General features: G+C 41.7%; 26 protein-coding genes. 4 read left to right on the top strand and 22 right to left on the bottom strand.

The features are described 5' to 3' along the window. Positions 1-81 precede the first annotated feature (81 nt). Together rpmF and EV579_RS01880 are read right to left on the bottom strand one after the other, a co-directional pair. Complete coding sequence (rpmF, locus tag EV579_RS01875; RefSeq protein ID WP_008354700.1) at positions 82-255, bottom strand: 50S ribosomal protein L32; 174 nt, start codon at positions 253-255, stop codon at positions 82-84. A 21-nt stretch (positions 256-276) separates the two neighbouring features. Continuing rightward, on the bottom strand, positions 277-795 hold the full coding sequence (locus tag EV579_RS01880) for a YceD family protein (protein ID WP_019743276.1): 519 nt from the start codon (positions 793-795) through the stop codon (positions 277-279). Between the two features lie 206 nt (positions 796-1,001). Between EV579_RS01880 and EV579_RS01885 the strand changes: the two genes are divergently transcribed. Next, complete coding sequence (locus EV579_RS01885) at positions 1,002-2,246, top strand: nucleotidyltransferase (RefSeq protein WP_166644675.1); 1,245 nt, start codon at positions 1,002-1,004, stop codon at positions 2,244-2,246. A 40-nt stretch (positions 2,247-2,286) separates the two neighbouring features. Here the strand turns inward: EV579_RS01885 and EV579_RS01890 are convergent, their stop codons facing one another. Next, a complete protein-coding gene (locus tag EV579_RS01890) occupies positions 2,287-3,315 on the bottom strand; it encodes a SepM family pheromone-processing serine protease (protein WP_133743855.1) in 1,029 nt (342 codons plus the stop codon). 4 nt (positions 3,316-3,319) lie between these two features. Beyond that, positions 3,320-4,099: a patatin-like phospholipase family protein gene (locus EV579_RS01895; protein ID WP_048238859.1), complete on the bottom strand. Its 780-nt coding sequence runs from the start codon at positions 4,097-4,099 to the stop codon at positions 3,320-3,322. A 155-nt stretch (positions 4,100-4,254) separates the two neighbouring features. Here EV579_RS01895 and ylbJ point away from each other — a divergent pair, with 155 nt between their 5' ends. Then, entirely contained in the window at positions 4,255-5,463 is a 1,209-nt protein-coding gene (ylbJ, locus tag EV579_RS01900) for a sporulation integral membrane protein YlbJ (protein ID WP_034623700.1), read from the top strand. 13 nt (positions 5,464-5,476) lie between these two features. On the opposite strand, the gene coaD is transcribed toward ylbJ, so the two are convergent. From coaD to EV579_RS01945, 9 genes are all read right to left on the bottom strand, one after another. Then, entirely contained in the window at positions 5,477-5,959 is a 483-nt protein-coding gene (coaD, locus tag EV579_RS01905; protein ID WP_024424274.1) for a pantetheine-phosphate adenylyltransferase, read from the bottom strand. Between the two features lies 1 nt (position 5,960). Then, positions 5,961-6,518 carry a 16S rRNA (guanine(966)-N(2))-methyltransferase RsmD gene (gene rsmD, locus EV579_RS01910; protein ID WP_024424275.1) on the bottom strand — a complete coding sequence of 186 codons (558 nt, stop codon included), beginning with the start codon at positions 6,516-6,518 and terminating at the stop codon, positions 5,961-5,963. 310 nt (positions 6,519-6,828) lie between these two features. Beyond that, positions 6,829-7,101, bottom strand: a complete 273-nt coding sequence (locus EV579_RS01915; RefSeq protein ID WP_024424276.1) for a YlbG family protein — start codon at positions 7,099-7,101, stop codon at positions 6,829-6,831. A gap of 65 nt (positions 7,102-7,166) precedes the next feature. Next, positions 7,167-7,616 (bottom strand): regulatory iron-sulfur-containing complex subunit RicF, encoded by a 450-nt coding sequence (gene ricF, locus EV579_RS01920; RefSeq protein WP_007499807.1) that lies wholly within the window; start codon positions 7,614-7,616, stop codon positions 7,167-7,169. 57 nt (positions 7,617-7,673) lie between these two features. After that, the gene (locus EV579_RS01925; protein WP_243837374.1) at positions 7,674-8,084 is read right to left on the bottom strand and encodes a hypothetical protein; all 411 of its coding nucleotides are present in this window, start codon (positions 8,082-8,084) and stop codon (positions 7,674-7,676) included. A gap of 70 nt (positions 8,085-8,154) precedes the next feature. Continuing rightward, positions 8,155-8,403, bottom strand: coding sequence for a YlbE-like family protein (locus EV579_RS01930; protein ID WP_024424278.1), 249 nt, complete (start codon positions 8,401-8,403; stop codon positions 8,155-8,157). A 19-nt stretch (positions 8,404-8,422) separates the two neighbouring features. Continuing rightward, positions 8,423-8,836: a YlbD family protein gene (locus EV579_RS01935; RefSeq protein ID WP_024424279.1), complete on the bottom strand. Its 414-nt coding sequence runs from the start codon at positions 8,834-8,836 to the stop codon at positions 8,423-8,425. A gap of 111 nt (positions 8,837-8,947) precedes the next feature. Continuing rightward, on the bottom strand, positions 8,948-9,991 hold the full coding sequence (locus EV579_RS01940; RefSeq protein WP_024424280.1) for a CAP domain-containing protein: 1,044 nt from the start codon (positions 9,989-9,991) through the stop codon (positions 8,948-8,950). A 122-nt stretch (positions 9,992-10,113) separates the two neighbouring features. Next, complete coding sequence (locus EV579_RS01945) at positions 10,114-10,536, bottom strand: CBS domain-containing protein (RefSeq protein WP_029706548.1); 423 nt, start codon at positions 10,534-10,536, stop codon at positions 10,114-10,116. A gap of 161 nt (positions 10,537-10,697) precedes the next feature. On the opposite strand from EV579_RS01945, the gene EV579_RS01950 reads away from it, so the two are divergent. After that, a complete protein-coding gene (locus EV579_RS01950; RefSeq protein WP_024424282.1) occupies positions 10,698-11,063 on the top strand; it encodes a YugN family protein in 366 nt (121 codons plus the stop codon). Positions 11,064-11,137: 74 nt separating this feature from the next. Here EV579_RS01950 and ctaG read toward each other — a convergent pair whose 3' ends face one another. The 6 genes from ctaG to cyoE all read right to left on the bottom strand — a co-directional run bounded on the left by ctaG (position 11,138) and on the right by cyoE (position 17,311). Next, positions 11,138-12,016 (bottom strand): cytochrome c oxidase assembly factor CtaG, encoded by an 879-nt coding sequence (ctaG, locus tag EV579_RS01955; RefSeq protein WP_024424782.1) that lies wholly within the window; start codon positions 12,014-12,016, stop codon positions 11,138-11,140. A 30-nt stretch (positions 12,017-12,046) separates the two neighbouring features. Further along, complete coding sequence (ctaF, locus tag EV579_RS01960; protein WP_024424781.1) at positions 12,047-12,376, bottom strand: cytochrome c oxidase subunit IVB; 330 nt, start codon at positions 12,374-12,376, stop codon at positions 12,047-12,049. Between the two features lie 2 nt (positions 12,377-12,378). Next, positions 12,379-12,999, bottom strand: coding sequence for a cytochrome c oxidase subunit III (ctaE, locus tag EV579_RS01965; protein WP_024424780.1), 621 nt, complete (start codon positions 12,997-12,999; stop codon positions 12,379-12,381). Next, on the bottom strand, positions 12,999-14,870 hold the full coding sequence (gene ctaD / locus EV579_RS01970) for a cytochrome c oxidase subunit I (protein ID WP_024424779.1): 1,872 nt from the start codon (positions 14,868-14,870) through the stop codon (positions 12,999-13,001). The genes ctaE and ctaD overlap by 1 nt, the downstream gene beginning before the upstream one ends. Positions 14,871-15,045: 175 nt before the next feature. Next, positions 15,046-16,113 (bottom strand): cytochrome c oxidase subunit II, encoded by a 1,068-nt coding sequence (gene coxB, locus EV579_RS01975; protein WP_024424778.1) that lies wholly within the window; start codon positions 16,111-16,113, stop codon positions 15,046-15,048. Positions 16,114-16,393: 280 nt separating this feature from the next. Next, positions 16,394-17,311: a heme o synthase gene (gene cyoE, locus EV579_RS01980; protein ID WP_024424777.1), complete on the bottom strand. Its 918-nt coding sequence runs from the start codon at positions 17,309-17,311 to the stop codon at positions 16,394-16,396. 393 nt (positions 17,312-17,704) lie between these two features. On the opposite strand from cyoE, the gene EV579_RS01985 reads away from it, so the two are divergent. Continuing rightward, positions 17,705-18,628 (top strand): COX15/CtaA family protein, encoded by a 924-nt coding sequence (locus EV579_RS01985; protein ID WP_024424776.1) that lies wholly within the window; start codon positions 17,705-17,707, stop codon positions 18,626-18,628. A gap of 37 nt (positions 18,629-18,665) precedes the next feature. Here the strand turns inward: EV579_RS01985 and EV579_RS01990 are convergent, their stop codons facing one another. The 3 genes from EV579_RS01990 to ftsW form a co-directional block, all read right to left on the bottom strand. Continuing rightward, positions 18,666-20,102, bottom strand: coding sequence for a cryptochrome/photolyase family protein (locus EV579_RS01990; RefSeq protein ID WP_279586121.1), 1,437 nt, complete (start codon positions 20,100-20,102; stop codon positions 18,666-18,668). A gap of 100 nt (positions 20,103-20,202) precedes the next feature. Further along, positions 20,203-23,649: a pyruvate carboxylase gene (gene pyc, locus EV579_RS01995; protein ID WP_133743856.1), complete on the bottom strand. Its 3,447-nt coding sequence runs from the start codon at positions 23,647-23,649 to the stop codon at positions 20,203-20,205. Between the two features lie 79 nt (positions 23,650-23,728). Continuing rightward, positions 23,729-24,940 (bottom strand): putative lipid II flippase FtsW, encoded by a 1,212-nt coding sequence (gene ftsW / locus EV579_RS02000; protein ID WP_034621092.1) that lies wholly within the window; start codon positions 24,938-24,940, stop codon positions 23,729-23,731. Positions 24,941-24,981: the final 41 nt, after the last annotated feature.

Genomic DNA, 24,981 nt, shown 5'->3' on the forward strand with positions numbered 1-24,981 from the left:
ACTATTTGCAGGAGAGAAACCTAAAAAATAGACAAATAAAAAAACGCAAGGGAAGATTCCCTTACGCTTTTTTATCAAGCATTAGTTGCTTTTTACGTCTTTGCCTTTGTATGTTCCGCAAGATTTGCAGACACGATGAGAAATTTTCATTTCACCGCATTCTGGGCAAGCTACCATACCAGGTACTTGTAGTTTGAAATGCGTACGACGCAATCTTTTTTTCATTTTAGAAGTTCTTCTAAAAGGTACAGCCATTATTCCCACCTCCTTAAAGAGTTAAGATTCATTATTTTCTTCTAAGAGCTTCTTCAAGCCTTCCAGACGCGGATCAATTCGGTTTTGATGTGCATCTTCCGAAATGACCGCCCAGTCATTCCCTTCCTGTGGTGCAGCACCTTTTACGTCTGTTTGGTCGCAAAAGATTTGCATCGGCACTTCAAGAAGAATTTCTTCCTTGACTATAGGCGTTAAGTCGATGATATCGTCTTCTACAACAGATACGTCTTCATCTTCTATATCGTCTGTCTTATGAAGTACAAATAGTTCTTTCGTTGAAATCGCAAATGGATAATTTACATCAACAAGCGTTCTTGAACAAGGCAATGTCATTTCACCTGTGATGGTTAAATCAAATGCGACTTGCTTTGATTCGATCACTCCAGTCCCTTTCACCTCTACTGGTGAAATGCGACGTATATCTGAATGAAGGCTAGTAAGTTCATTTAAGTCAACCGTCTCATGAAAATCGAAGCTGTTTTTAGCTTTTTGATGTAACTGATAAACTGTCCATTTCAATTGTATCACCTCTAAGAGCAACAAACATGATTATAGCTTTCATCATGCTATTTGTCAATATTTTTTCTTTACAGTCCTTTGTGATGTCAGAGCGTTGTTTGACATCAGTTCACGGAATGCCTACACTGAAAAAAATGGGCTTCATTTTTCCCTTATGCTACTGTAGCATAGACCATTTAACCATAGCAAGAAAGGCGGAACATCAATTGAAAGCAACAGGAGTCGTTGTCGAGTACAATCCATTTCATTATGGACATGCCTATCATGTTCGCCAGGCGAAAACACATACCTCCTCAGATGTAGCCATTGCCGTCATGAGCGGATCTTTCCTCCAGCGCGGAGAACCTGCTATCGTCTCCAAATGGGCACGTACAAAAATGGCATTGCAAAACGGTGTAGACATCGTATGTGAGCTTCCATACATCTATGCAGTGCAAAAGGCAGAAACCTTTGCAAATGGCGCTGTGTCTATTTTAGACGCTTTAAAATGCCGCTCCCTTTTTTTCGGAAGCGAGGATGGGGACATTAAAACATTTGAGCGAACAGCTCACGCTTGGCATGAAAAAAAAGAAGAAATTGATCTTTTCACAAAAGCAAAGGTCAAAGAAGGGCTTAGTTATCCGGCAGCCTCTGCCGCTGCGTTTCAAAAGATCATTGATCCTAAACACTTACTGGATCTGTCTAAGCCCAATAACATTTTAGGCTTCCACTATGTCAAAGCCATCTTAGAGAGATCTCCTCACATAGAGCCCTTTACCTCTCAAAGAATTGCATCCGGTTATCATGATCAAGAGCTTCCTAAACATCAGAAAATCGCAAGCGCGACAAGCATCCGAAAAGCCTTAAAAGAGAACGGGTCATTTGAAACTGTCGCCTCTTATCTCCCGGAAGCTTCGCTTAAGCAATTACATGACTATTATTCTTCTTATGGTCTTTTACATACGCAAGAAGACTATTTCAGCTTCTTAAAACATGTGTTTCACACAATGGATACAGCAGAATTAGAAGGCATCTATGAAATTGAAGAAGGCATCGAACACCGCATGCAAAAGGCGATCACACATACGTCCACCTACGAGGAATATCTATCACTTGTGAAAACAAAACGATATACGTGGACAAGGCTGCAGCGGATGAATACGCACCTTTTAATGAGGGTGAAGAAAACTGTTATGCATGAGCTGCTAAAGGAGAAACACGCGCCATACATTCGTTTACTTGGTATGTCAAAGAAAGGGCAGCAATACTTATCTCTTGTCAAAAAGGAATTGGACGTACCGCTTGTCAGCAAGCTGTCTTCCTTTTCACATCCTGCCCTTGATCTTGACATTCGCGCTTCCCGCGTCTTCAGCCTTCCCATCAGCGAACCAATGCAAACAAAGCTAACAGAAGCAGAATTTAAAACCTCACCGATCCGCTATGATGAAGAGACTGGTCTCTTCCAATCTTGATAAAAAGAGCAGCCTTTGATGAAGGCTGCTCTTTTTTCACTTAAGATGCTTTCTCTTTTAACTTGTTTAAATAGTTCAGTGCGTCCTGCATTGTGTCCACAGGAACGATTTTCATATTACTTTTAATATCTTTCGCTGTTTTCACTGCATTTTTGTAGTCTGAATTTGGATCACCTTTATCGTTTGGTGCAAAGAAGATATCTTTTCCTGCTTTATCTGCTGCAACAACCTTTTGATCTATTCCGCCAATTGGCCCGACCGTACCATCAGCGTCTATCGTTCCAGTCCCTGCAATCGCATAGCCATGTGTTTCGTCTTCTTTTGTCAGCTGATTATAAATTTCAAGTGACATCATTAAACCTGCCGACGGACCGCCGATATTTTCAATATCCACCTTAATAGAAGGCGACACCTTCACATTTCGATCTGTAAATAAAGATACGCCAATTCCGACTCGGTTCGGCTCTTCTTTAAAAGGCTTCAACTTCACTTTCTGCGTGATATCCTTGCCGTTTCGTTCAAGGACAAAACGGACAGATGTACCAGCTTTTTGACGGCTGATATACGACACCATTTTATCAGCAGAATCATACGTCTTGCCATCAACGCTTTTAATCCGGTCGCCCACTTCAATTTTGCCATAAGCAGGCATGCCTTTCATAACGTAGCTCGCATATACCCCATTAAACGTATAATCTACTTTTTTGCCTGCTTTTGTATACGCTGCAATCATGGCATTTTCTTGAGAGCTTTTCATCAGCTGAAGCTGTCTTTTCATATAATCTTCATCAGACTCTCCGTCCGCTTTAATATTTTCTTCTGGGACGATCTCGTCATATTTATTCATTTTCGCAAGCAAATACGTATACGGATTGGCTGGGCCTACTTTTATCGTCATAAGAGAGAAGCTGCCCTTCTCGCCGTATCCACCATCCACTTGAATGTGAGGGGCAATCTCTGTTGCATCACCCGGCTTTGTCACGTAATACGGCAGTTTAACAAAAGTTAAGCCAAATAAGACAAGAACAATAACAAAAAAGCTGAGCCAGCGAATATTCAATTTTTTCATTTGATTAACACTCCCATTTATCAATGACATCTTTCAGTTTACCTGTTAATTGGTCAGCGGCGAGCTCACCAGCCTCAATCATCTCCTGAACCTGAGTGAATGAACTGGAGCTAAATGTTTCAAGCCTCGGCCGAATCATGAGATCTGCATGAATGGTTTGGTGACGGACCAATTCATTTTGAAGGATGTCCAAACTTTGCATAATCACATCCGATAATCTCGTCGCCTTTTCTGTTTTTTTCACCCTAGATACATCAGAGGCGATAATAAGGTCTGCGCCCATTTCTTTTAAAACAGACACAGGAATGCGGTCAACAACCGCTCCATCCACTAGCTGTCTGCCGCCCATTTCGTGAGGAACAAACACGCCTGGAATGCTGATGCTTGCTCTGACTGCTTGTGAGACAGACCCTTCTTTAAACACAACCTTCTCCCCTGTTTCGAGGTCACAGGCAACCACCGCAAGGGGCATTCTTAATTCTTCGAATTTTTTCCCATATGTAAACGTGTGAATCAGCTGCAAAATTCGATTTCCTTTTAAAAGACCGATTTTTGGCAGTGTATAGTCAGCATAATACTTTCTTCTGAAGACAAGTGCAAGTTTTTTCATTTTTTCTACGTCTTGTCCTGCCGCATAAAAGCTCCCGACAAGTGCGCCAATACTGCTTCCAGCGATCATATCTACCTGTATCCCTTGCTTCTCAAGACTAGACAAAACCCCGATATGCGCCATTCCCCTCGCACCCCCGGAGCCTAGTGCAAGCCCGATGATCGGTCGCTTCATGAAAATCCACCCTCCTCTTTCTATGCATATATACGAATCTATAGGTCTAAACATGCCCCTACTGCTCGTATAGTAATAGAAGACAGGCTCGGCTAGTTTCTTTTTCTATAATCACGAGCTCGCCAATAGATCATACGGCAAGGGGCGAAATCTCCATGAAAAAATGGAACACTCTGTTCATCGCTGCTTTTTTTATTTTCTTAACAGCCACTGTGATTACACACCCACAAGCCTCTTTGCAAGCATCGAAAAATGGACTTGCAATGTGGTGGGAGGTTGTATTTCCATCATTGCTTCCTTTTTTTATTTTGTCCGAGCTATTAATTAGTTTTGGGATTGTCAGATTTGTCGGGGTATTATTAGAGCCATTTATGCGCCCCATCTTCCGGGTGCCGGGTGTAGGGGGATTTGTACTGGCTATGGGAATGGCTTCAGGGTTTCCTTCTGGTGCGAAATTAACGACAAGACTGAGGCAGGAAAGGCAGCTGACGCGGATCGAAGCAGAGCGTCTCGTTTCCTTTACAAATTCATCGAATCCATTGTTTATTTTCGGTGCAGTGGCTGTTGGTTTTTTTCATCATCCAGCTTTAGGCATTGTATTGGCCAGCGCTCATTATTTAGGGAATCTCGCTGTTGGTGTGACGATGCGGACATATAAAGCGCGGCATGATGCACACCTAAGAAGCCGAAAGAAGTTTTTATTCCCGCCGTTTAAAGAGGCATTCAATGCTCTTCATACAGCAAGACTCGCAGAGAAAAGACCGCTCGGCCAAATTTTAAGTGATGCAGTCATGTCATCAGTCCAAACACTCTTTATGATTGGCGGCTTTATTATCTTATTTTCTGTGTTTAGCAAAATGTTGTCAGTTGTCCATGTGACAGACCTTTTATCTATCGGGCTCGGATATATGCTGCAAACGATGCATCTTCCGCCAGAATTAGACCTTGCCATGATTGCCGGTTTATTTGAAATCACATTAGGAAGCCAGATGACGGGGTCACAAGAAGTCACCCTTCTCGCTAAAACCATTGTCGTCAGCTTTATTTTAGGATTCAGCGGATTTTCTGTTCAAGCCCAAGTAGCCGGCATTTTAGCGGCAACCGATATCCGCTTTAAACCGTTTTTCTTCGCCCGTTTGCTTCACGGAATTTATGCAGCTGTTTTTGCCTTTTTATTATTCAAGCCTCTTTATGTCTCTCGATCAGATATGGCTCTCCCAGCGGGTGCCTTTGATGCAAGCCAGCAGGTCGTCATGTTCAGCAGCGTGCTTTGGAATCAGCTTGTGAAAGCCGGTCCCTTCATCACACTTTGCAGTATGATAGTGTATATCGCGCTATACTATCGGAAATTAAAAAATGGATGAGTGCCGGGTGCACTCATCCATTAAATTTTTCCTTCAGCGCTGCTTCTACCTCTTTTGGTACAAGATCGTTGACTGCCCCATGATATTTCGCTACTTCTTTGACGATGCTGGAGCTTAAGAAGGAATATTGATTGTTGGTCATCATAAAAAACGTTTCAATTTCATCGTCTAACACTTTGTTCATTGAGGTGCCTTGCATCTCATACTCAAAGTCCGTCACAGCTCTTAGTCCGCGTAAAATGACTTTGGCTTCTTTTTGCTTCGCATAATCAACAAGCAGGCCGTGAAACGATTCAACTTTGATATTTGGCAGCTCCTTTGTTGCTTGGCGAATAAGCTCACACCGTTCTTCAACAGTAAATAACGGTTTTTTAGATGAATTATTTAGTACACATACATACACTTCATCAAAAATCTTTGCACCTCTTTTGATGATATCCAAATGCCCCAATGTAACTGGATCGAAGCTGCCCGGACAAACGGCTATGTTCCCCATGCTAATTTCCCCGCTTTCTATAGATCGTAATACCAGTCAATCCGTACAGTTCCTGTCTTGTGATGTGGAGCTGCCCTGCTTCTTCTGGCAGCTTCACATCTCTATCATGCTCACACACGATCACGCCGTCATCTGTTAACAAGGCGTGCTCGTCAATCATTTCAAGAAGTGCTTTTAGCTGTTGATCTTTATAGGGCGGATCAAGGAAAATGGCTTGAAAGGATTCCTCTCGTTTCACAACAGCTGCAAGTGCACGCTTTGCTTCATTTCGAAACACTTCACTTTGATCCATTAGCGACAATTGATTCAGGTTGCCTTTAATCGTCTGAATCGCCTTCATATCTCGATCAACGAATATGCAATGATCGAATCCTCTAGAAAGCGCTTCAATCCCTAAACCACCGCTTCCTGCAAATAAATCAAGAGCCCATCCGCCATCAAAATACGGGCCGATCATATTAAATATTGATTCTTTTACTTTATCTGTCGTCGGTCTTGTTGATTGACCTGGTACCGCTTTAAGTGTGCGGCCTTTTCTCGTTCCAGAGATGACTCTCATTTTTCCACCACTTTTTCTACTTGCTTCTATTCGTCATTGTTTATGACAAAAAATTCAACATTATCTTACCACATCACTCCTCAAGGAACAATGCAATGATATTCATTCATTTTCTATGTATAGATCAAGAAATACGGGGTCATACTACTTATAACAGCATCTGATGTGGTGCTGTTGCCAACCGCGGAGAAGACTTACGTTTCCCCATAAGTTCTTCCTCCGGTTTCTCCTCTCCCTTTGCCTTCTCCTTAATGAATCATTAAGAATAGAAGGACCCCGCGGGTGATGCCGCGGGGATTTTTTTGTGTCTTTAAAAGCCCACCTTATAATCATACTCTTTTGCTTTGTCCAATTTGGATTCGTACTCTAATTTAATAAAAGGTTTATATGAAGGCTCAACACGTTTCACAAATGGTAACGAGCTGAGTTTAGCCATATGGCGCTCAAGATCATCCATATCACAATAGATCACAGCATATTTCATTTTCCTTGAAATATAGTGAACATTTCCGAATTTTCTTAGCGCTTTTGACTGCTTTAACGAATGCAGCCAGACGACCATCCCTTGACGTTTGGTTTCCATCTTTTCACCTGCCGCTTTTCAATTCTTTTCATTCATTATGTAAAAGACGAGACATTCAAGTCTCGTCAAGATACTTTACAGCCGCAGCTGCCACCTGATCCACAGCCACCGCCGCATGATGATAGACCATCAAAATATGGGTTCCCTGTTGGAACTTTAATATATGCTGATACAGCTTGACCGATTTCAATACTAATCTCATCTAAGATGGATTGAATCGCTGTTTCTGCTTTTTTGAAATCAACCACTGTATCGTGAAGATCTAGCTTTCTTTTGACCTCACGCATTTCCTTTGAGATCGTTCTATAGTCCGGATGATATTTGCCGAACCGCTGCACATCCTCATACTGCTCTTTTACTTTTGTAAAATGGGCAATAATTTGTTGGGCTTCTTCGTCTTGCTGGAGACGCTTAAAGCAGTTGCGGTAATGTTCAGCCTCCTCCGACTGAAGAATCATGGCAGCCAATTGATTTGCTTCCTCTTGGAGCTCCACAGATTCGATTGTCGCATACATAAATGTTGCACCTCCAATTCATAGTTTACCACGAAACCTATGGATCAGAAAATGCTTTTACGTGACAAATACATCCCATGTTTCTCTTTTCTGTTTATATTCTGGATGACGGGAATTCAGCACAACAGTCATTTTATGCTTTCCTTTTGAAAGATGCTTGACCACAAATGCCGCAGTATACTCATTCCCTGCACGTTTCCCGTCTACATACACTGTAAAATATCCCGCCTTCTCGTTCTTTTTCAGACGCTCTGGCTGAAGATGAAAATCTTGAAGTGTACTTTCTATATAGACAGACGACCCTTGCACTTTGTATTTCAAAAAGCCTTGCTGCTTCATTTCGCTTTGGGCTTGCTGCATGACTGGTACTGCTCGGTCTTGCTTAATCACTTGCTCTTCTCCATGTTGACTTTGACACCCGGTGACAAGAAAAAGCAATGCGCCTATTGACAGCATCCATTTCATCATCTGATTCTCCTTTCATCTACGTTTATAGGATGCTCAGGAAATAGACATCTTAATCAACTCAAAAAAAGCCTCAACCGGCTCCATTTTGATTGCGCATTGCTTGGAACATTTGAATCATCATTTCAGCCATTTGGACGCTATTGCTCAACTGACTCACACGATGAGGAATGGTTTTTTCGTAAAAGTTCATTTTATCTAATTCAAAGGACGTTAGATTTTCAGGATGTCGCGTCAGCTGTCTGTACCAGATAGGACGCTGCCTTATGAATTTGATTCGCTCCTCTTCGGCCATGACAAATTCCTGTACTTCTTTTCGCACCAGAAGCATCCCCTTTCACTTAATCTTTCCTGAAGGAGAATGGGTGCTGACTGCCTCCAGATGAACCTTTCTTTGAACCATTGGATGAAAATTGGCCGAGCAAGCTTTGTAAAGAGGAAATAGACTGGCTCATTTTGTTAATCTGTTCATTCATTTGATCAGCGTCCATTTTTTTCACAGCAGAAACCATTTTAGACATAAAATCTGCTTTTCCTGCTTCACTTGGCTTAGAGGCTTTTTCTTCTTTCGCATCTTCAGATTTCGATTGCCGGTAAGGTGACCACATCTCATCTTCCTCACCAAACATGACCCAATTCTCGTATACACTTTGCCAGCTTTTTTCTTGCGTTTGCACTTCTTGAATTAACTTCGGATGGCGTCTGACGAATTGTTTAAATTCATCAATGGATGTTTGTTTTTGCTTGTTTGTCATATCCTCACCCCCCATACAAATGCCTACTATACTATATACACCAGCATCTGTTTTGGTGAGCCTCTTTTTAACCATCAAAAAAAACAGCTGCGACCATGCAGCTGCTTTCGTTTAAGAAGTTTTCTTGATGAAATTTTGGGTGTAATATTTTTCTTTCACCCCTACGCCAAGATGCGTGTAATCTTTATTTAATAACGCCTTCCTGTGACCTTCACTATTGAGCCAGCCCTCTACCGCTGCAGGTCCATCGACATAGTTATAGGCAATGTTTTCACCTGCGAGCTGAAAGCCCACCTCGCCTCTTTCTAACCGGTCTTTCAGCGTACCGTATTTTTTAGATTCATGGGAGAAATAATGATTCTCTTTCATGTCCTCACTATGCATGAAGGCCACTTCAGAGGTTTCATCATCCCACTTTAAGATCGGCAGGTTGTACTTATGGCGGATAATATTGGTCATATCAAAAATTTGTTTTTGACTGGAAGCTTCGATATCTTTCCACTTTTCGCCTGATATCGCCTCAGGTTCTACCAATTGACCTCGGTAGACCACCTCATACGGCTTTTGTTTCACAAATGTATCTGCGTTGAAGGCCCTGATACTTGAAAGGGTGCTTTCAAACTTATCCATGTAAAGCTGAACATACACATCATCTCCCACTTTTACAGTGGGTCTTGTATTCATATCATCTTCTGAGAATTCAAAGCGGTATGAATTTTGTTCATCCTCCACATGAATGTAAGGTGCAATTTGTGTTTTCTTAAATACTTCACTCGTGGCTTGACCGATTTTAAACGGTTCTACATTCAGACCGTCTCCTGTAGCAAACAAGGTCACCACTTTACTATCCTTTACCCCTACTTGAATATAGTGCTTCTTCGATTGGTTGTAAATCCACCAGTCATAATCATATGCGGAAGGATCAATTCGATCTGGTTCTCCCAGCTGTTTAAGCACTTCGTTTGAAGATTTCCCCATAAAGGACATGAGCCCTTTTTTTGGGATGTTGATCGGCTTATCGCTAGATGTTTCTTCATTAGACACCTTCGGTTCATTGCTGTTTTCTTTTTCTGGTGAAGATCCATATTGAATAAACAGAACGTACGTTCCAGATATAATCAGGAGGATGAGGAGTGTTTTGAGCACAGTTTTCAAATAAACACCTCCGTTAAATTGGCAAGGTACAAAAAGTACCTTCTACTGTCATTTAAACAAAACTTGCTCCATTTATCAACGACAATACAGCCTATTTAACACGAATTTAAAATATGCCCCTCTTAATGAAGAAATCCTTGTCCATGATCTTGATCCTGTTGAGAGATTTCTGTCAGTGCCTCTCCCGCGCGATCATTTGATAAATCTTCGACTGATAAATCTCCAAGAGCGACAATCCCTGTTAATGCGCCGTTTTTTACAACAGGAATGCGGCGGAGCTGATGCTCTGACATGAGCCGGACAATTTCTTCAAGTGTTGCATCTTCTTCAGCTGTTAATACTTCTTTTGTCATCAGTGAGCCCACTTCCTGTGAGTTTGGCTTTTTTTCTGCAATGCCTCTAAGCACAAGGTCACGGTCTGTCACTATTCCTACGAGCTGATCTCCATCAACCACTGGAATGGCACCAATATCAGCATCTCTCATTTTGACTGCTGCTTCATACGTATTGTCATCTTGATTACATGTCACTACTTTTTTGGTCATAATATCTTTGATTTTTTTCGTTTTCACGTTGATTCCTCCATCCGTTATTTTCTTTATTACTGTAACCAGCTTATAAAAGAACATACCTTTCACAGTTGAAAGTTTAACGCTTTCATACTATGATTGTCAGTAAAGGGAAATTTTATAAGGAGGGGTTTTGGGTGAAGTTTGAAGGTACGGGGATTGAAAAGGTATCAGCTGACTTAAATAAATTAGATTTCATTATGGAAAGTGAAGGATTTGTACGAGCCGATCAATGGGATTATGAGCGTGTGACATACGACAGAAAGTACAGCATGGTAGAGGGAACCTTTTATTTACGGATTTCCGGCTACGCCACTGAAGGAGATGTCGGTTCCAAAAAAGCACACATTCAGCTTCTAACACCGTTACTTGGAAAACACTACTATCCACATGGCGTTGAATACGGCGAAGGCGAAGAATTCCCTAAGTCTCTCATCCAATCAAGCAAAAAAACACTTGCACAGCTGAAGGAAAAACTAGAAGCCATGACGGCTGAAGCATAAAACAAAGGGCTAAAATGATCTTAATTTTAGCCCTTTTTCTAAGATTAAAGCACAGCCAGATGGCTGTGCTTTTTTTATTCATATTTCGGAATAAGCGCATCTGGTACGGCATCTTTTGCTCTTTCTTTTCTTGCCCAGTCAAAGAAGACAACAGCAAGAATAGAGCCGTACACAATCTCCTGAATAATTTTCATCAAAATCGCACCTAGCTGCTGGTCCTCTAGCAGCGGCAAGGTGTGGAACATATCAGGGCCAGTGAGGGCAAGGCCTGCAAGCATATCACTTGGCACACATAAATGCAGTGCTTGTATCCATGCGCCGGCATCTGAATAGGTTGCATAGATCGGTGCTTCACTAAACATGATGAGTGCACAGGCCGGTGTCATCAATATCCCGTCTGCCATGATATATCCAAGCTTCAAAATGCCTGTGATCTGCGGCTGACTTTGAACTTTATGGACAAGCGGCCACCACATGAAAAAGGCAGCGATAAAAATAACCACCGTCATCACTGCGTGGTAAAACGGATCTGTTTTCACAAAATCAAACACAAGCGGAATGTGATACAGCGAAAACAAGCCGTTAAACCCAAGCAGTGCAATTAAAGGTTTGGAAAACAAACGGAAAACAGCTTGAATACCTGGTGTTTGAATGATCCGCTCCCAAATAGCTGGAGGCAATCCTGTAATAAGGAGAGGCGGGATGACTAAGTACAGCACCGCCATTTGCGCCATATGTGCACTAAACATAATATGCCCCATTAAATCAATTGGGCTTCCTTTCACAGCATATAACAGAACAAGCCCCGTCAGAAATAACGTTTTCTCTTTCACCGTCGCACGGTGCTTTCCCTTTGTCACAAGAAGCAAATAAAGAGCAGCTGCTATCACAATACAAGTCAAATAATAAGGGCTCCATAAAGCCCGAAATCCGAAAATTTCTAAGTTCTCCATTGCTGCGCCTCCTTCAAGGGCAAAGCGGGTTTACCACCATATAATGGTCAAAAAGGCTAATACGGTAATAAAAGCAACAAACATACCTGAGTATAGAAACAAGGCGGGTGTTTCATGCCCTTTTTGGTTCATGTGCATAAAATAATAAAGCTGAAAAGCCACCTGAATGCCTGCAAGCAGTAAAATAAATGGTACTGCGAACCAATTCCCAACGTCTTCTGAGGCGATCGTTAAAAACGCAACAAATGTTAATCCAATCATCAAGCCGAAAGAAATGAGCTGATGCTTCATTTCTTCGGCATTTTTCTTTTTACGATATACAAGGTCGACTTTGGACTGATTTGTGTTTTTATTTCCCATTCTTATCCCACCATTCCCATTAAATATACAACGGTAAAGATGAAGACCCACACAACATCAATGAAGTGCCAATAGAGACTTGCCACATAATATTTCGGCGCATTGTATAAATCGAGTCCGCGTCTCATATTTCGAATCATAAGAGCGGTAATCCAGCAAAGTCCGAAGGCGACGTGCGCTCCGTGAGTTCCTACAAGTGTATAGAAGGAAGAACCAAGAGCAGAGCTGGTAATCGTAAATTCATACGCATGCACATAGTGATAAAACTCATAAATCTCAACCCCTAAAAATCCAGCACCTAAAAGGACCGTGATACCAAGCCAAAGCTGCATCTTTTTAAAGGCAAAGTTTTTCATATGATACATGGCATACACACTCGTTAAACTGCTCGTTAATAGAAGCATTGTGGCAATAAAGACAAGTGTGAGGTCAAACATATCAGTTGTTTTTGCTCCGCCTGCATTTGAGTTTTTCAGCGCCAAATAAGTGGCAAAAAGCGATGCAAACAGAACGGTTTCTCCTCCAAGAAACAGCCAGAACCCGACAAACTTATTCTTCCCTTCTAACGTGGCCTTCTCGGGAGAAGCCGGAAAGGTTTCCGCCGTCATTTTTTGTGGTTCCATTATGCTTTCACCCCTTTATCATCGTCGTCAGTCAAATCTTCTTTGTGAATATGGTATCCATGATCATCTTTCAAAGACCTAACCAGCATGGTCGCAAACGTAATACCAAGACCAATGAAGATCACCGGAAGCCCCCAGCTGTGCTCTTGACGATACATGAAACCAAACGCTGACACAAATAGACCGAATGAGATAATGACAGGCAAAATGGAGTTATTCGGCATGTGAATATCATCGAGCGGTTCAGATGCTGTCATTCCTTTTTTACCATCCATTTTTTCAATCCATAATGGATCTAGTCCTCTCACAAGCGGGAGCTGTTTAAAGTTGTATTCTGGCGGAGGCGAAGAAACTGCCCATTCAAGTGTTCTTCCATCTCCCCAAGGATCGCTCGATACCCGCTCTCCTTTTGCTGTTGTCCAGATGATGTTAATCAGCATGATCACAACAGCTACAAACATAAACAGTGCCCCAATCGTACTGACTAAGTTCCCAAGCTCGAGACCCTGACCTGGCAGGAACGTAAAGACCCGGCGCGGCATGCCCCATAAACCGAGAAAATGCTGGATAAAGAAAGTTAAATGGAAACCGATGAAAAACAGCACAAAGCCAATTTTTCCAAGCTTCTCATTCAGTATTTTTCCAAACATCTTCGGCCACCAGTAATGCACACCTGCTAGAATACCGAATACAACCCCGCCGATAATGACGTAATGGAAATGCGCCACAACAAAATACGTATCATGGAACTGATAATCTGCTGCAGCTGCCGCAAGCATGACCCCAGTTACCCCGCCAAGTAAGAACGACGGAATAAAGGCAACAGAATAAAGCATCGGCGTTGTAAACTTCACATTACCGCCCCATATCGTGAGCAGCCAGTTGAATACTTTAATTCCTGTTGGCACTGCTATTGCCATGGTCGCTACAGCAAAGATCGCATTGGCGATAGGTCCGAGCCCCGTTGTGAACATGTGATGCGCCCACACCATGAATCCAAGGAAACCAATCAATACAGTAGCAAACACCATGGACGAGTAACCAAACAATCTTTTTCTTGCAAACACTGGAATGATCTCTGAGAAGATTCCGAATGCCGGCAGGATCAAGATATATACTTCCGGGTGTCCGAAAATCCAGAACAAATGCTCCCAGATGATTGTATTTCCTCCAAGCTCTGGATTGAAAAAGCTCGTGTCAAACATTCTATCAAGCATCAGCATCGCAAGCCCTGCTGTCAGCGGAGGGAATGCGAATAAAATAAGTGCGGAGGCGACAAATGTCGTCCAAGTAAAGAGCGGCATTCTCATATACGTCATACCAGGCGCTCTCATATTAATAATCGTTGCAAGAAAGTTAATTCCTGCAATCAGCGTACCAATACCCGCGATCTGTAAACCTAAAATGTAGAAATCCATTCCATGACCTTCTGAATTCAGCGTGAGCGAAGCGTATGCAGTCCAGCCTGCATCAGGTGCTCCGCCCATAAACCATCCAAGGTTTAAGAAAATTCCTCCGAAAAAGAATAACCAAAAACCAAGTGAATTCACAAACGGAAATGCTACGTCACGTGCACCAATTTGAATTGGTACTACCGCATTCATTAATGCAAATAACAGCGGCATAGCTGCAAGGAAAATCATTGTCGTTCCATGCATCGTCATGATTTCATTGTAAACCCCTGCACTGACAAAATCATTTTCAGGGATGGCTAGCTGAATACGGATAAACATCGCTTCTAGGCCGCCAACCAAAAAGAAAAATCCCCCTGCCACTAAATATAATATGGCAATTTTTTTGTGGTCAACCGTTGTCAAGTAATCCCATAAGACAGCACCAAACCCCCGCTTTTTAGCTATTGTACTCACCATGAAATCCCCCTCTTATCTCCCATTTGCCCCTTTTCATATAGATGTCTTTCTTCACGATCCTTTAAGCAGACTATGTCTGACAGATGACGACTTCTCGGTTGTAGAGACATATTCGGGAGCTCTTAACAAAAACTTCACATCGATCACATACCCTCTTGAATATCTGCTCTAGTTGTTACTCGATTTTAAGACCTTTTAAATACTCGTAAAGTGCATCTGCCTCTGAGTCATTTAATTTAGGGTACGTTCCTGTCATCTTATTACCTGGTTTAAAGCTTTCTGGATCTTTCAGCCATGCTTTCACATTTTCTTTGTTCATGTCTTTAATTCCAGCTACTTTCGTCCGCTCTCCGAAGGTCGCAAGGTTTGGTGCAGTCCTTGCTGCTTCCGGCCGTTCGTCACCAGGCTCTACTGCGTGACAGCTTAAGCAGTTTTTCTCTTTAAATAGCTTTTCACCCTCTAAAGCGAGATCTTTTGTGGATTCAGGCTTCTTGTAATCAGCCATTTTTTTCGTCCATCCTAAAAACTCATCTTGAGAAAGCGTTTTAACTTTAAAGTCCATTAAAGCATGTGACGGCCCGCACAGCTCCGCACATTTCCCGTAGAAATATTCCCCTGCATCTTTCGTTCGTTTCGAGTCAAAGGTTAAATAAAATTTGTTCTCATTATCTGTGTTTGTATCAATTTTACCGCCAGCCGATGGAATCCAGAATGAGTGTTTGACATCGGACGCTTTCAGCTTAAAATATACCTTCTGATCTGTTGGTACGATCAATTCCTGACTTGTGACAATCCCATAATCAGGGTATTCAAATTCCCACCAATATAAGCTGGCTCTTACATTGACAACAAGTGTCTTTTCAGGATCTCGTTTTTTCTTATCCATAGCGCTTGTATCCCCTAGTTCAAGCGTGTATGCCACAACAGGTACAACGAGAATAATGAGTAGAAGAATCGGAATCGCTGTCCATGTGATTTCCAGGTTGCGGTTCCCTTCCACCTGCTTTGGAATCGTATCTTCTCCCACTTTAGAACGTTTGAATTTAATGATGACGTAAAAGAAAATGATCGATACAACAATGACGACAAGAACCATAATGAGTGTACTCAGTACCGTTAGGAAAAACTGTTTATCTGCTACTTCCCCAACAGGCTTGAGTGTTGATAAGTATGGTTCACCACAGCCCGCCAAAACGAGCGTCAGTAAGAGAAACAGTGAATAAACACGCCATTTTCTTATCATAATTTGTCCCAACCCCTTTTGCTTGATCTCCTTTGCCTTTCGCTTTTTACCTCTTATTTTATAAAATCACTTCTCACCCATGCATAACCCCCGCCTCTTATAAAAGCACTTACATTTCCTCTTTTCATAAAAAAATGATGTTTTTACTCAAAATACCATCTATGTATAAACAGAAAGCCGCCTAAATAGAACTGAATATCAGGCGGCTTTCATAGTTGTTAGAAAATGTTGTGTTATAAGATATAGCCATTGTTTTGATGTGATCAAAGTGTATTTCACTCTAGAATAGTGTAATAATAATCATCGCTACGAAAAAGATGGTTAAGTAGTTTAATGAATAAACGAACATGAGCGTTGACCACTTCATGATGTCTTTCATTTTAAAGCCCATAAGGCCAATAACAAGCCATCCAATATTAAGCAATGTACCAAGTGCGACAATCGGCCATCCTAATCCACCTAAGAAAAATGGAAGCGGAAGAAGACATGCTGTCCAAATGATGATCTGGCGTTTTGTGACTTCAAAGCCGTAAACAACTGGCAGCATTGGAATGCCCGCCTTACGGTAATCTTCCGTTTTCTTAATCGCAAGTGACAGGAAGTGCGGGATTTGCCAAATGAACATAATCATAAACAAAACCCAAGCCGTTGTGTCGATTGTACCTGTGACAGCTGTCCAGCCGATTAATGGCGGAACCGCGCCAGATACACTTCCGATAACTGTATTGATGGTGTAATGGCGTTTAGACCACATGGTGTAAAGAACCGCATAAGTAAAGACTCCAATAAATCCAATCACTGCTGATGTAATGGTTGTCATCAGAAGCATAATGAGTCCTAATACAACAAGCAGAATGCCAAATGCATACGCTTGCCCCGGCTGAATTTTACCTGTAACCGTCGGTCTTGTTTTTGTTCTTTCCATTAATATATCAATATCACGGTCAAACGCATTATTAATTGCGCATGAACCGGCAATAATAAGAGAAGAACCAATCATTGTTAACAGCACAATATCAAGATTTCCAAGAAAACTCATATCTGTAAAATAAAAAGCAAGCCACATTCCAGTAAATGTCGTAATGAAATTGGAATTGACGATGCCCATTTTAATAAGAGCAAGAAAATCTTTCCAAGCTGTTGTTTCTTCTATTTGTCCATGAATAGCTGCTTCCGCGGCTGTTTTGGAATTTGCCAATGTGTATAACCTCCCTTGCCCAAACCTTCAAACGAACGAATGACACGTAAAATCATTACAACTCTATCATACAAGATAAACAGCTGTAAAAAAACATCCTATTAAATAATAAACGACAAACTTGAAGTTATTTGTGAACTTTTCGTGAATTTATTAGGATATATGTGTGTTTCAGAAGGCGGTGCAAAATGAAATATTCTCTCCTCTATTTCTATCAGACTGTCAAAGAAAGATCAAGCACTCTAAATCTGTAAACTTTGTGAACTAACATATCATTTTTTTGTGAACTTTGGTCATTATGAATTGCAACAGAACACGCATTTGGCTTAAACTTGAGAGCATGTGAGGTTTTCATTTACATCAGAAGTTTTTTAGAGAAGGTGAAATAATTTGATGAAATTTGCTTTAAGGCTATTGAGCGTGATCACAACGTTTGTGATGCTGATCGTACTGATTGGCGGTGCGCTTGTGACGAAAACCGGTTCGGGTCTTGGCTGCGGTAGACAGTGGCCCCTTTGCCACGGTCGTTTCTTTCCTGAAATGAACCCCGCTTCCATCATCGAATGGAGTCACCGCATGTCAACAGGGGTTTCCACCATTCTTGTTCTGGCACTGGCGGTCTTATGCTGGAAAAAAATTAGTCCAGTATTCCGTGAAACCAAATTCTTGGTCATCATGTCCATTATATTCTTAATGCTTCAAGCGCTGTTAGGAGCTCTTGCCGTCGTATTTGGCTCTAACGCACTTATAATGGCACTGCACTTCGGTATTTCACTCATTTCATTTGCTTCAGTATTACTGCTTGCCCTTCTTGTCTTTGAAGCAACCAGATCTGAAACAAAGCTTGTGAAGCCGCTTCATATCGGCAAAAAAATGCAGTTCCATATTTATGGAGTGATCACGTATACGTATATCGTGGTATATACGGGTGCTTATGTGAGACATACAAAGTCAAGTCTTGCTTGCTCTGTGTTCCCGTTTTGTTCAAAAGACGGTGCACTTCCAACGTATTTTAATCAGTGGGTTCAAATGTCTCACCGAGCAGCAGCACTTCTTTTATTCGTCTGGATATTTGTCGCAATGTTCCATGCCATGAAACATTATAAAGAACAGAAGCAGCTTTATTATGGGTGGATTATCTCAGCCATTCTGATTACACTTCAAGCCATTTCAGGTGTGATGTCTGTTTATTCTCATCTTGCACTTGGTTATGCGCTGGCTCATTCATTCTTTATTTCTTGTTTGTTTGGGGTACTATGCTACTTCTGCTTACTCATTGCCCGGTTTAAATATGAAAGCAAAGAGCCATTTAGATAAGAATTGTATCCCCCTATCATGTGAAGAGGGGGATTTTTTATTGTTGTTTTGCTTCTTCGAATAGTGAAATGGCCTTTTTGCGTCTTTCCTTGTGATCAACTGTTGGCAGCGGGTATGTATCCCCTAGTACACAGCTCGATTTCAGTTGTTCATCGGTCGGCATTTTACTTGGTTCATGAATCCATTTTTCATCAACATGCTCTAGCTCTGGTACATATTTTCTAATATATTCCCCGCTTGGATCAAACCGCTTCGACTGGGTCGTTGGGTTAAAAATACGGAAGTACGGCACGGCATCTGTCCCAACAGAAGCTGCCCACTGAAATCCTCCGATATTCGAAGCCTCATCATAATCCACAAGCTTTTTTGCAAAATACGCTTCTCCCTTTCTCCAATCAATCAAATAATCCTTTGTTAAAAATGAGGCGGTGACCATCCTTAAACGATTATGCATCCAGCCTTCCTCATTTAACTGTCTCATCCCTGCATCAACGAGGGGAAAGCCTGTTTCACCTTTACACCATGCTTCAAACAGCGTCTCATCTTCATTCCATTTCATCCCTTGAAACGCCGAATTGATTTCTTTTTCTTTCATCTCTGGATAATGAGCATAAATCATATGGTAAAAATCTCGCCACGCCAGCTCTTTGATAAAGGTTTCTCTGCCCTCGTCTTCAAACAGTGCTTCCTCATGTACCGCATGAAAGATCGTTCGAATTGAGATGGCCCCTGTTTTCAAGAAACGTGACAGCTTACTCGTTCCAAAAACAGATGGCATATCTCGTTTTTCATGGTAACGTGTTAGTCTTTTTTGGATAAAATCATGCAGCGTGTTCATCGCTTTGCGTGAGCCGATTTGATCAAATTTCCTTGAACATCTCATGATTATGCTGCGCAGTTTGTCATTCCCTTTGTGTGAAAGTGAGTCATCACAGATCGTATGAGCGCTGCTAAGAAATGATTTGTCAACTTTTATCACAGGCTGCTTCTCTTGCTTTCGCCATGATTGATAGTATGGAGTAAACACTTGATAATGAGTGCCATCCGCTTTTAAAATATCTTGCGCCCCGTGAAGGTGTGTATCTTGCCATTTTGACACATGAATGCCCTTCTTTTCTAAAAAATCGGTTACATGATGGTCACGCTTTTGACCGATTCCCACTTGAACTTCATTAAAAAAGACAGCTTTGATGTCATATACATCAATAACTTGCTGAAAGGCACGCAAAACATCTCCATAGAGAAGGTGAATATACATTTGAGATTCTCTTGCTTCCTTGACGAAATGCGCCAAGTTTTGAAAAAAATGTTCGTTGTTTAAATCGAGGTCCATTTCAGTAAAAAATGGATCTAGATGATAAAGAGCAAATAATTTGTACTCGTGTTTTTTTGCATATGTGATCGCTTTTGATAAGGCGATATGATCATCTAATCGCATATCCCGGCGAAACCAAATCACAACAATGTTGTCCAACCTTCTTCACCTCACTCTATAGTGTAATCACTCTCACTGGCTGCTGCACATTTTAATGCGCTCAAAGAAAAGACACATCACGATGGATGTGTCTCACTTCTTATTCAGGCTTTAATACAATTAATAGATCACCGGTTTGAATCGGTTCTCCATTTGTCACATGTATTTCATCTACGACCGCAGAAAATGGAGCTTGTACAGTCGTTTCCATTTTCATGGCTTCATTGATCATCAAATGCTCACCTTGAGAAATTTTCTGCCCTTTTTCCACGAGTACTTTAATGACAGTGCCTGGCATTGATGCGGCGATGTGATTTGGATTCGAGCGGTCCGCCTTCATTTTTTCTTGAACAGAGGATTTGATGCTTTCATCCTTAATCACTACTTCACGCGGCTGGCCATTTAACTCAAAGTAAAGAACTCTTGTGGCATCTGGATTCGGTTCACCAATTGATACGAGTTTGACAATCAGAGTTTTTCCTTTTTCGATTTCTACCTCAATCTCTTCTCCAAGCCTCATCCCGTAGAAGAACGTTGGTGTATCAAGAACAGAGATGTCACCATAGCTTTCTGCTGTTTGGACAAATTCAGAAAAGACTTTCGGATATAAGGCATACGCAATTGCGTCTTGCTCTGTTAACGTCAGGTCATGAGATTCTTTGAACTGCTTCTTAATGTCTTCAAAGTCCACTGGCTTCAGCTTCTCACCAGGTCTGACAGTAAGAGGCTCTTCCCCTTTTAAAATCAGTTTTTGCAGCTTTTCTGGGAATCCGCCATGCGGCTGGCCTAAATAGCCTTTAAATAATTCCACAACAGAATCCGGGAAGTCTAGTGTTGCGCCTTTTTCATAAACATCTTCTTCTGTTAGATCATTTTGCACCATATAAAGTGCCATATCTCCAACTACTTTAGAGGATGGTGTTACCTTTACAATATCACCAAACATGTCATTCACACGTCTGTACATTTCCTTTACTTCATTCCAGCGCTCGCCAAGACCGACACCTTTCGCCTGCTGCTGCAAGTTACTATATTGACCGCCGGGCATTTCATGCTCATAAATTTCTGTATGAGGCGAATTCATGCCGCTTTCAAATTCATGATAGTATTTTCTGACGGAATCCCAGTATTGAGAAAGGCGTTCGACAGATTGGACATTCATGTCTGGCTTTCTTTCATGTCCATCTAAAGCATAATAAAGTGAGCTTGCACTTGGCTGCGATGTGAGTCCTGCCATAGAGCTGACGGCAACATCCACAATATCAACACCTGCATCAATCGCTCTTGCATAGGTGAACAGTCCATTTCCACTCGTGTCATGCGTATGAAGATGGATAGGGATCGTAAGCTCATCTTTTAAAGCAGAGACTAGCTCGTAGGCTGCCTGCGGTTTTAATAGCCCCGCCATATCTTTAATACCTAAAATATGTGCGCCGGCAGATTCAAGCTCTTTTGCAAGAGATAAATAGTACCCAAGATCATATTTTGGACGAGATGGATCAAGAATATCCCCCGTATAACAAATCGCCGCCTCTGCCACTTTGCCTGATTCCCGAACAGAATCAATGGCAAGCGTCATGCCTTTGACCCAGTTTAAGCTGTCGAAAATACGGAACACATCAATGCCTGCCTCGGCTGATTCTTTTACAAATGCTTTGATCACATTATCTGGATAGTTTGTATATCCGACAGCGTTTGATGATCTTAATAGCATTTGGAACAGCGTGTTTGGCACTTCTTGACGAAGCTCTTTCAATCGTTCCCAAGGATCTTCTTTTAAGAAACGGTACGCAACATCAAATGTAGCCCCGCCCCACATTTCCATACTAAACAGCTCTGGCCATAAACCTGCTGTCGGCTGGGCAACTTTCTTTAAATCATGTGTTCTAAAGCGTGTCGCAAGCAGAGACTGATGCGCATCCCTAAAGGTTGTGTCAGTTAAAAGGACGCTACTTTGTTCTTTCACCCAGTTGGCAAGCCCCTCAGGTCCATGCGTATCTAACAATTGTTTTGTCCCAGACGGAATCTCTTGATTGAGAGGAAGCTTCGGTACGTCTGGCTTGTCAAAATGAGGCTTCTTTTTCTTCGCAATACCCGGGAACCCATTAATGGTAACGTTACCAATATAAGTCAACATCTTCGTTCCGCGGTCTTTTTGCTTAGGGAAATTAAATAGCTCTGGCGTTGAGTCGATAAACGATGTATCGTACTCCCCTTTTAGGAACTTCTCATGCTTAGCCACATTTTCAAGAAATGGGATGTTAGTTTTAATTCCGCGAATCCTGAATTCTTGTAAATTTCGAACCATTTTAGCAGCCGCTTGATCAAACGTGAGCGCCCATGTAGACAGCTTGACCAATAGTGAGTCGTAATAAGGTGTAATGACCGCACCTTGGAAGCTGTTCCCTGTATCAAGACGTACACCAAATCCCCCACCTGAGCGGTAGGCCATAATTTTTCCTGTGTCTGGCATAAAGTCATTTAAAGGATCTTCTGTTGTGACCCTTGATTGAATGGCAAAGCCGTGTGTAAAGATATCTTCTTGCTTTGGAATACCAACTTCTTTGCTGTGAAGGTTATGCCCCTTTGCAACAAGAATTTGAGTTTGAACGATATCGACACCTGTGATCATTTCTGTGATCGTGTGTTCTACCTGCACCCTTGGATTGACTTCAATGAAGTAAAACTCTCCATTTGCAACTAGGAATTCTACAGTCCCTGCATTAATGTACGATACATTCTGGGCCAGCTGGACAGCCGCTTCGCAAATATCTTCACGCAATTGATCTGTTAGAGACACACTTGGCGCCACTTCAATGACCTTTTGATGCCGCCTTTGGACAGAGCAGTCACGCTCATATAAATGAATGATATTGCCGTGATTGTCTCCAATCACCTGCACTTCAATATGTTTTGGATTTTCAATCAGCTTTTCAACGTATACTTCGTCATTTCCAAAAGCAGCTTTTGCCTCTGACTTCGCACGGTCATAGGCTTCCTTCAGCTCTTCTTTTGATCTAACAATCCGCATACCCCGGCCGCCGCCGCCTAGTGAAGCTTTAATAATAAACGGGTAACCGTATTCTTCACCGAATTTTTCGACTTCTTCGACCGAATCAACTGGTCCGTCACTTCCTGGAATGACTGGAATACCAGCTTTTTTCGCTTCATCTCTCGCCTTTACTTTATCTCCAAACATATCTAAATGCTGAGAAGTTGGACCGATAAATTGAATGCCTTCCTCTTCGCATCGTCTTGCAAAATGAATGTTTTCGGATAAAAATCCGTAGCCTGGATGAATCGCATCCACGTCATTTCGTTTTGCAATTTCGATGATCCCCTCGATATCGAGGTAGGCATCAATCGGTTTCTTCCCTTCTCCAACTAGATATGCTTCATCAGCTTTATAGCGATGATAAGAGCCCGAGTCTTCTTTGGAATAAATGGCCACTGTACGTAAATTGAGCTCCGTACAGGCCCTGAAGACTCTGATAGCGATTTCCCCTCTGTTTGCAACTAGAACCTTTTGAATTGTTCTCTGTGACATTCTCACTCCTCCATATCCCTTAAAATTTTATATGTACTCTATAATAAAGGAAGAAATGAAAACTGTACACTTTTGTTTTCTAAAGATTCAAAGTTTTCTGCAATCCATTTTTTTCAACTGATGGTTTGCTCATTGATTTTTTCTTTTTGTAACGCTCTTTATATTCAGTAAACATGCTGATATTCAGCAGCATTCCCATACAGATGCTAAGTAAAATGATAGACGATCCCCCGTAGCTGATAAACGGAAGTGTCACCCCAGTAATTGGAATAAGACCTGAAACACCGCCTAAATTGATACAAGTTTGGATCGCAATCATGGAGGAAATTCCTATTGCAAGCAAACTTCCAAACGGATCTTCACACTTTCTCGCAATATAAAAACCTTTCACGACGATGAAACCAAGAAGAGCGAGAACAAAAAACACGCCGAAAAAACCAAGCTCTTCTGAGATAATTGCCATGATAAAGTCTGTGTGCGGTTCTGGAAGATACCCGTACTTTTGAACGCTTTCTCCTAGACCGAGTCCAAAAAAGCCGCCTGATCCAATCGCATAATATGAATTAATCAATTGATGCCCAGTAGCCCCTGCATCTTTAAATGGATCTTGGAAACTCTCAAAACGTCCGAGACGATTTTGCGTGAAAATTTTATCCCAAAAAAGAATAATAAACGGGGTCACGACGACCATTACTGCACTAAATAGCGCCAGCAGCTTCGCAAGCGTTTTGCCGCTAAAGCCTGAGCATAAAATCATCGCAAGGGCAATCATGCCAATGATAAAGGCTGTCCCATAGTCTGGCTGCAAAATGATAAATCCGCACAGGATAGAGACAATCACGATTGGAGGCGTGACACCTCTTAAAATATGATCAATATAATGCTGCTTTTTGGCATACACCGCAGCAAGATAGATGATGACGACAATCTTTACAAATTCAGCTGGCTGAAGACTAAAAGGGCCTAATTTGATCCAGCTTCTTGCGTTCCCTGCAATATGACCGCCAAAGTACACATAGATGAGGGAAAAAACTGAAATCAGCAGCATACCAATCTGGAATTTCTTATTTGAAAACAGCTGATATGGAACTAATGCTGTAAAGATCAAGATGACTGCTCCAACAATCATAAATAAGAGCTGTTTCTTAAAAAAGTTATCTGGCGCGGCATCGTATCTGATAACAGATGTAATCATACTTGAGCTATACACCATAACCAAACCAAATGCGCTGATTAAGATAATGGCGAACAATAATGAGTAGTCATACGATTTTAGCATTCTCTTTAACATATAATCCTCTTCCTAACGTCTGTTTCTACTGCTTGATATCT

The sequence above is a fragment of the Bacillus sp. BK450 genome, from assembly GCF_004364885.1.
Lineage (GTDB): Bacteria > Bacillota > Bacilli > Bacillales > Bacillaceae > Bacillus > Bacillus safensis.

Excerpts from the sequence above, each read along its gene's own strand:
- rpmF (WP_008354700.1), bottom strand. The coding sequence starts at position 255 with ATGGCTGTACCTTTTAGAAGAACTTCTAAAATGAAAAAAAGATTGCGT.
- EV579_RS01890 (WP_133743855.1), bottom strand. The coding sequence starts at position 3,315 with ATGAAAAAATTGAATATTCGCTGGCTCAGCTTTTTTGTTATTGTTCTT.
- EV579_RS01895 (WP_048238859.1), bottom strand. The coding sequence starts at position 4,099 with ATGAAGCGACCGATCATCGGGCTTGCACTAGGCTCCGGGGGTGCGAGG.
- ylbJ (WP_034623700.1), top strand. The coding sequence starts at position 4,255 with ATGAAAAAATGGAACACTCTGTTCATCGCTGCTTTTTTTATTTTCTTA.
- coaD (WP_024424274.1), bottom strand. The coding sequence starts at position 5,959 with ATGGGGAACATAGCCGTTTGTCCGGGCAGCTTCGATCCAGTTACATTG.
- rsmD (WP_024424275.1), bottom strand. The coding sequence starts at position 6,518 with ATGAGAGTCATCTCTGGAACGAGAAAAGGCCGCACACTTAAAGCGGTA.
- EV579_RS01915 (WP_024424276.1), bottom strand. The coding sequence starts at position 7,101 with ATGGAAACCAAACGTCAAGGGATGGTCGTCTGGCTGCATTCGTTAAAG.
- ricF (WP_007499807.1), bottom strand. The coding sequence starts at position 7,616 with ATGTATGCGACAATCGAATCTGTGGAGCTCCAAGAGGAAGCAAATCAA.
- EV579_RS01925 (WP_243837374.1), bottom strand. The coding sequence starts at position 8,084 with ATGATGAAATGGATGCTGTCAATAGGCGCATTGCTTTTTCTTGTCACC.
- EV579_RS01935 (WP_024424279.1), bottom strand. The coding sequence starts at position 8,836 with ATGACAAACAAGCAAAAACAAACATCCATTGATGAATTTAAACAATTC.
- EV579_RS01945 (WP_029706548.1), bottom strand. The coding sequence starts at position 10,536 with ATGACCAAAAAAGTAGTGACATGTAATCAAGATGACAATACGTATGAA.
- ctaG (WP_024424782.1), bottom strand. The coding sequence starts at position 12,016 with ATGGAGAACTTAGAAATTTTCGGATTTCGGGCTTTATGGAGCCCTTAT.
- ctaF (WP_024424781.1), bottom strand. The coding sequence starts at position 12,376 with ATGGGAAATAAAAACACAAATCAGTCCAAAGTCGACCTTGTATATCGT.
- ctaE (WP_024424780.1), bottom strand. The coding sequence starts at position 12,999 with ATGGAACCACAAAAAATGACGGCGGAAACCTTTCCGGCTTCTCCCGAG.
- ctaD (WP_024424779.1), bottom strand. The coding sequence starts at position 14,870 with ATGGTGAGTACAATAGCTAAAAAGCGGGGGTTTGGTGCTGTCTTATGG.
- coxB (WP_024424778.1), bottom strand. The coding sequence starts at position 16,113 with ATGATAAGAAAATGGCGTGTTTATTCACTGTTTCTCTTACTGACGCTC.
- EV579_RS01985 (WP_024424776.1), top strand. The coding sequence starts at position 17,705 with ATGAAATTTGCTTTAAGGCTATTGAGCGTGATCACAACGTTTGTGATG.
- pyc (WP_133743856.1), bottom strand. The coding sequence starts at position 23,649 with ATGTCACAGAGAACAATTCAAAAGGTTCTAGTTGCAAACAGAGGGGAA.
- ftsW (WP_034621092.1), bottom strand. The coding sequence starts at position 24,940 with ATGTTAAAGAGAATGCTAAAATCGTATGACTACTCATTATTGTTCGCC.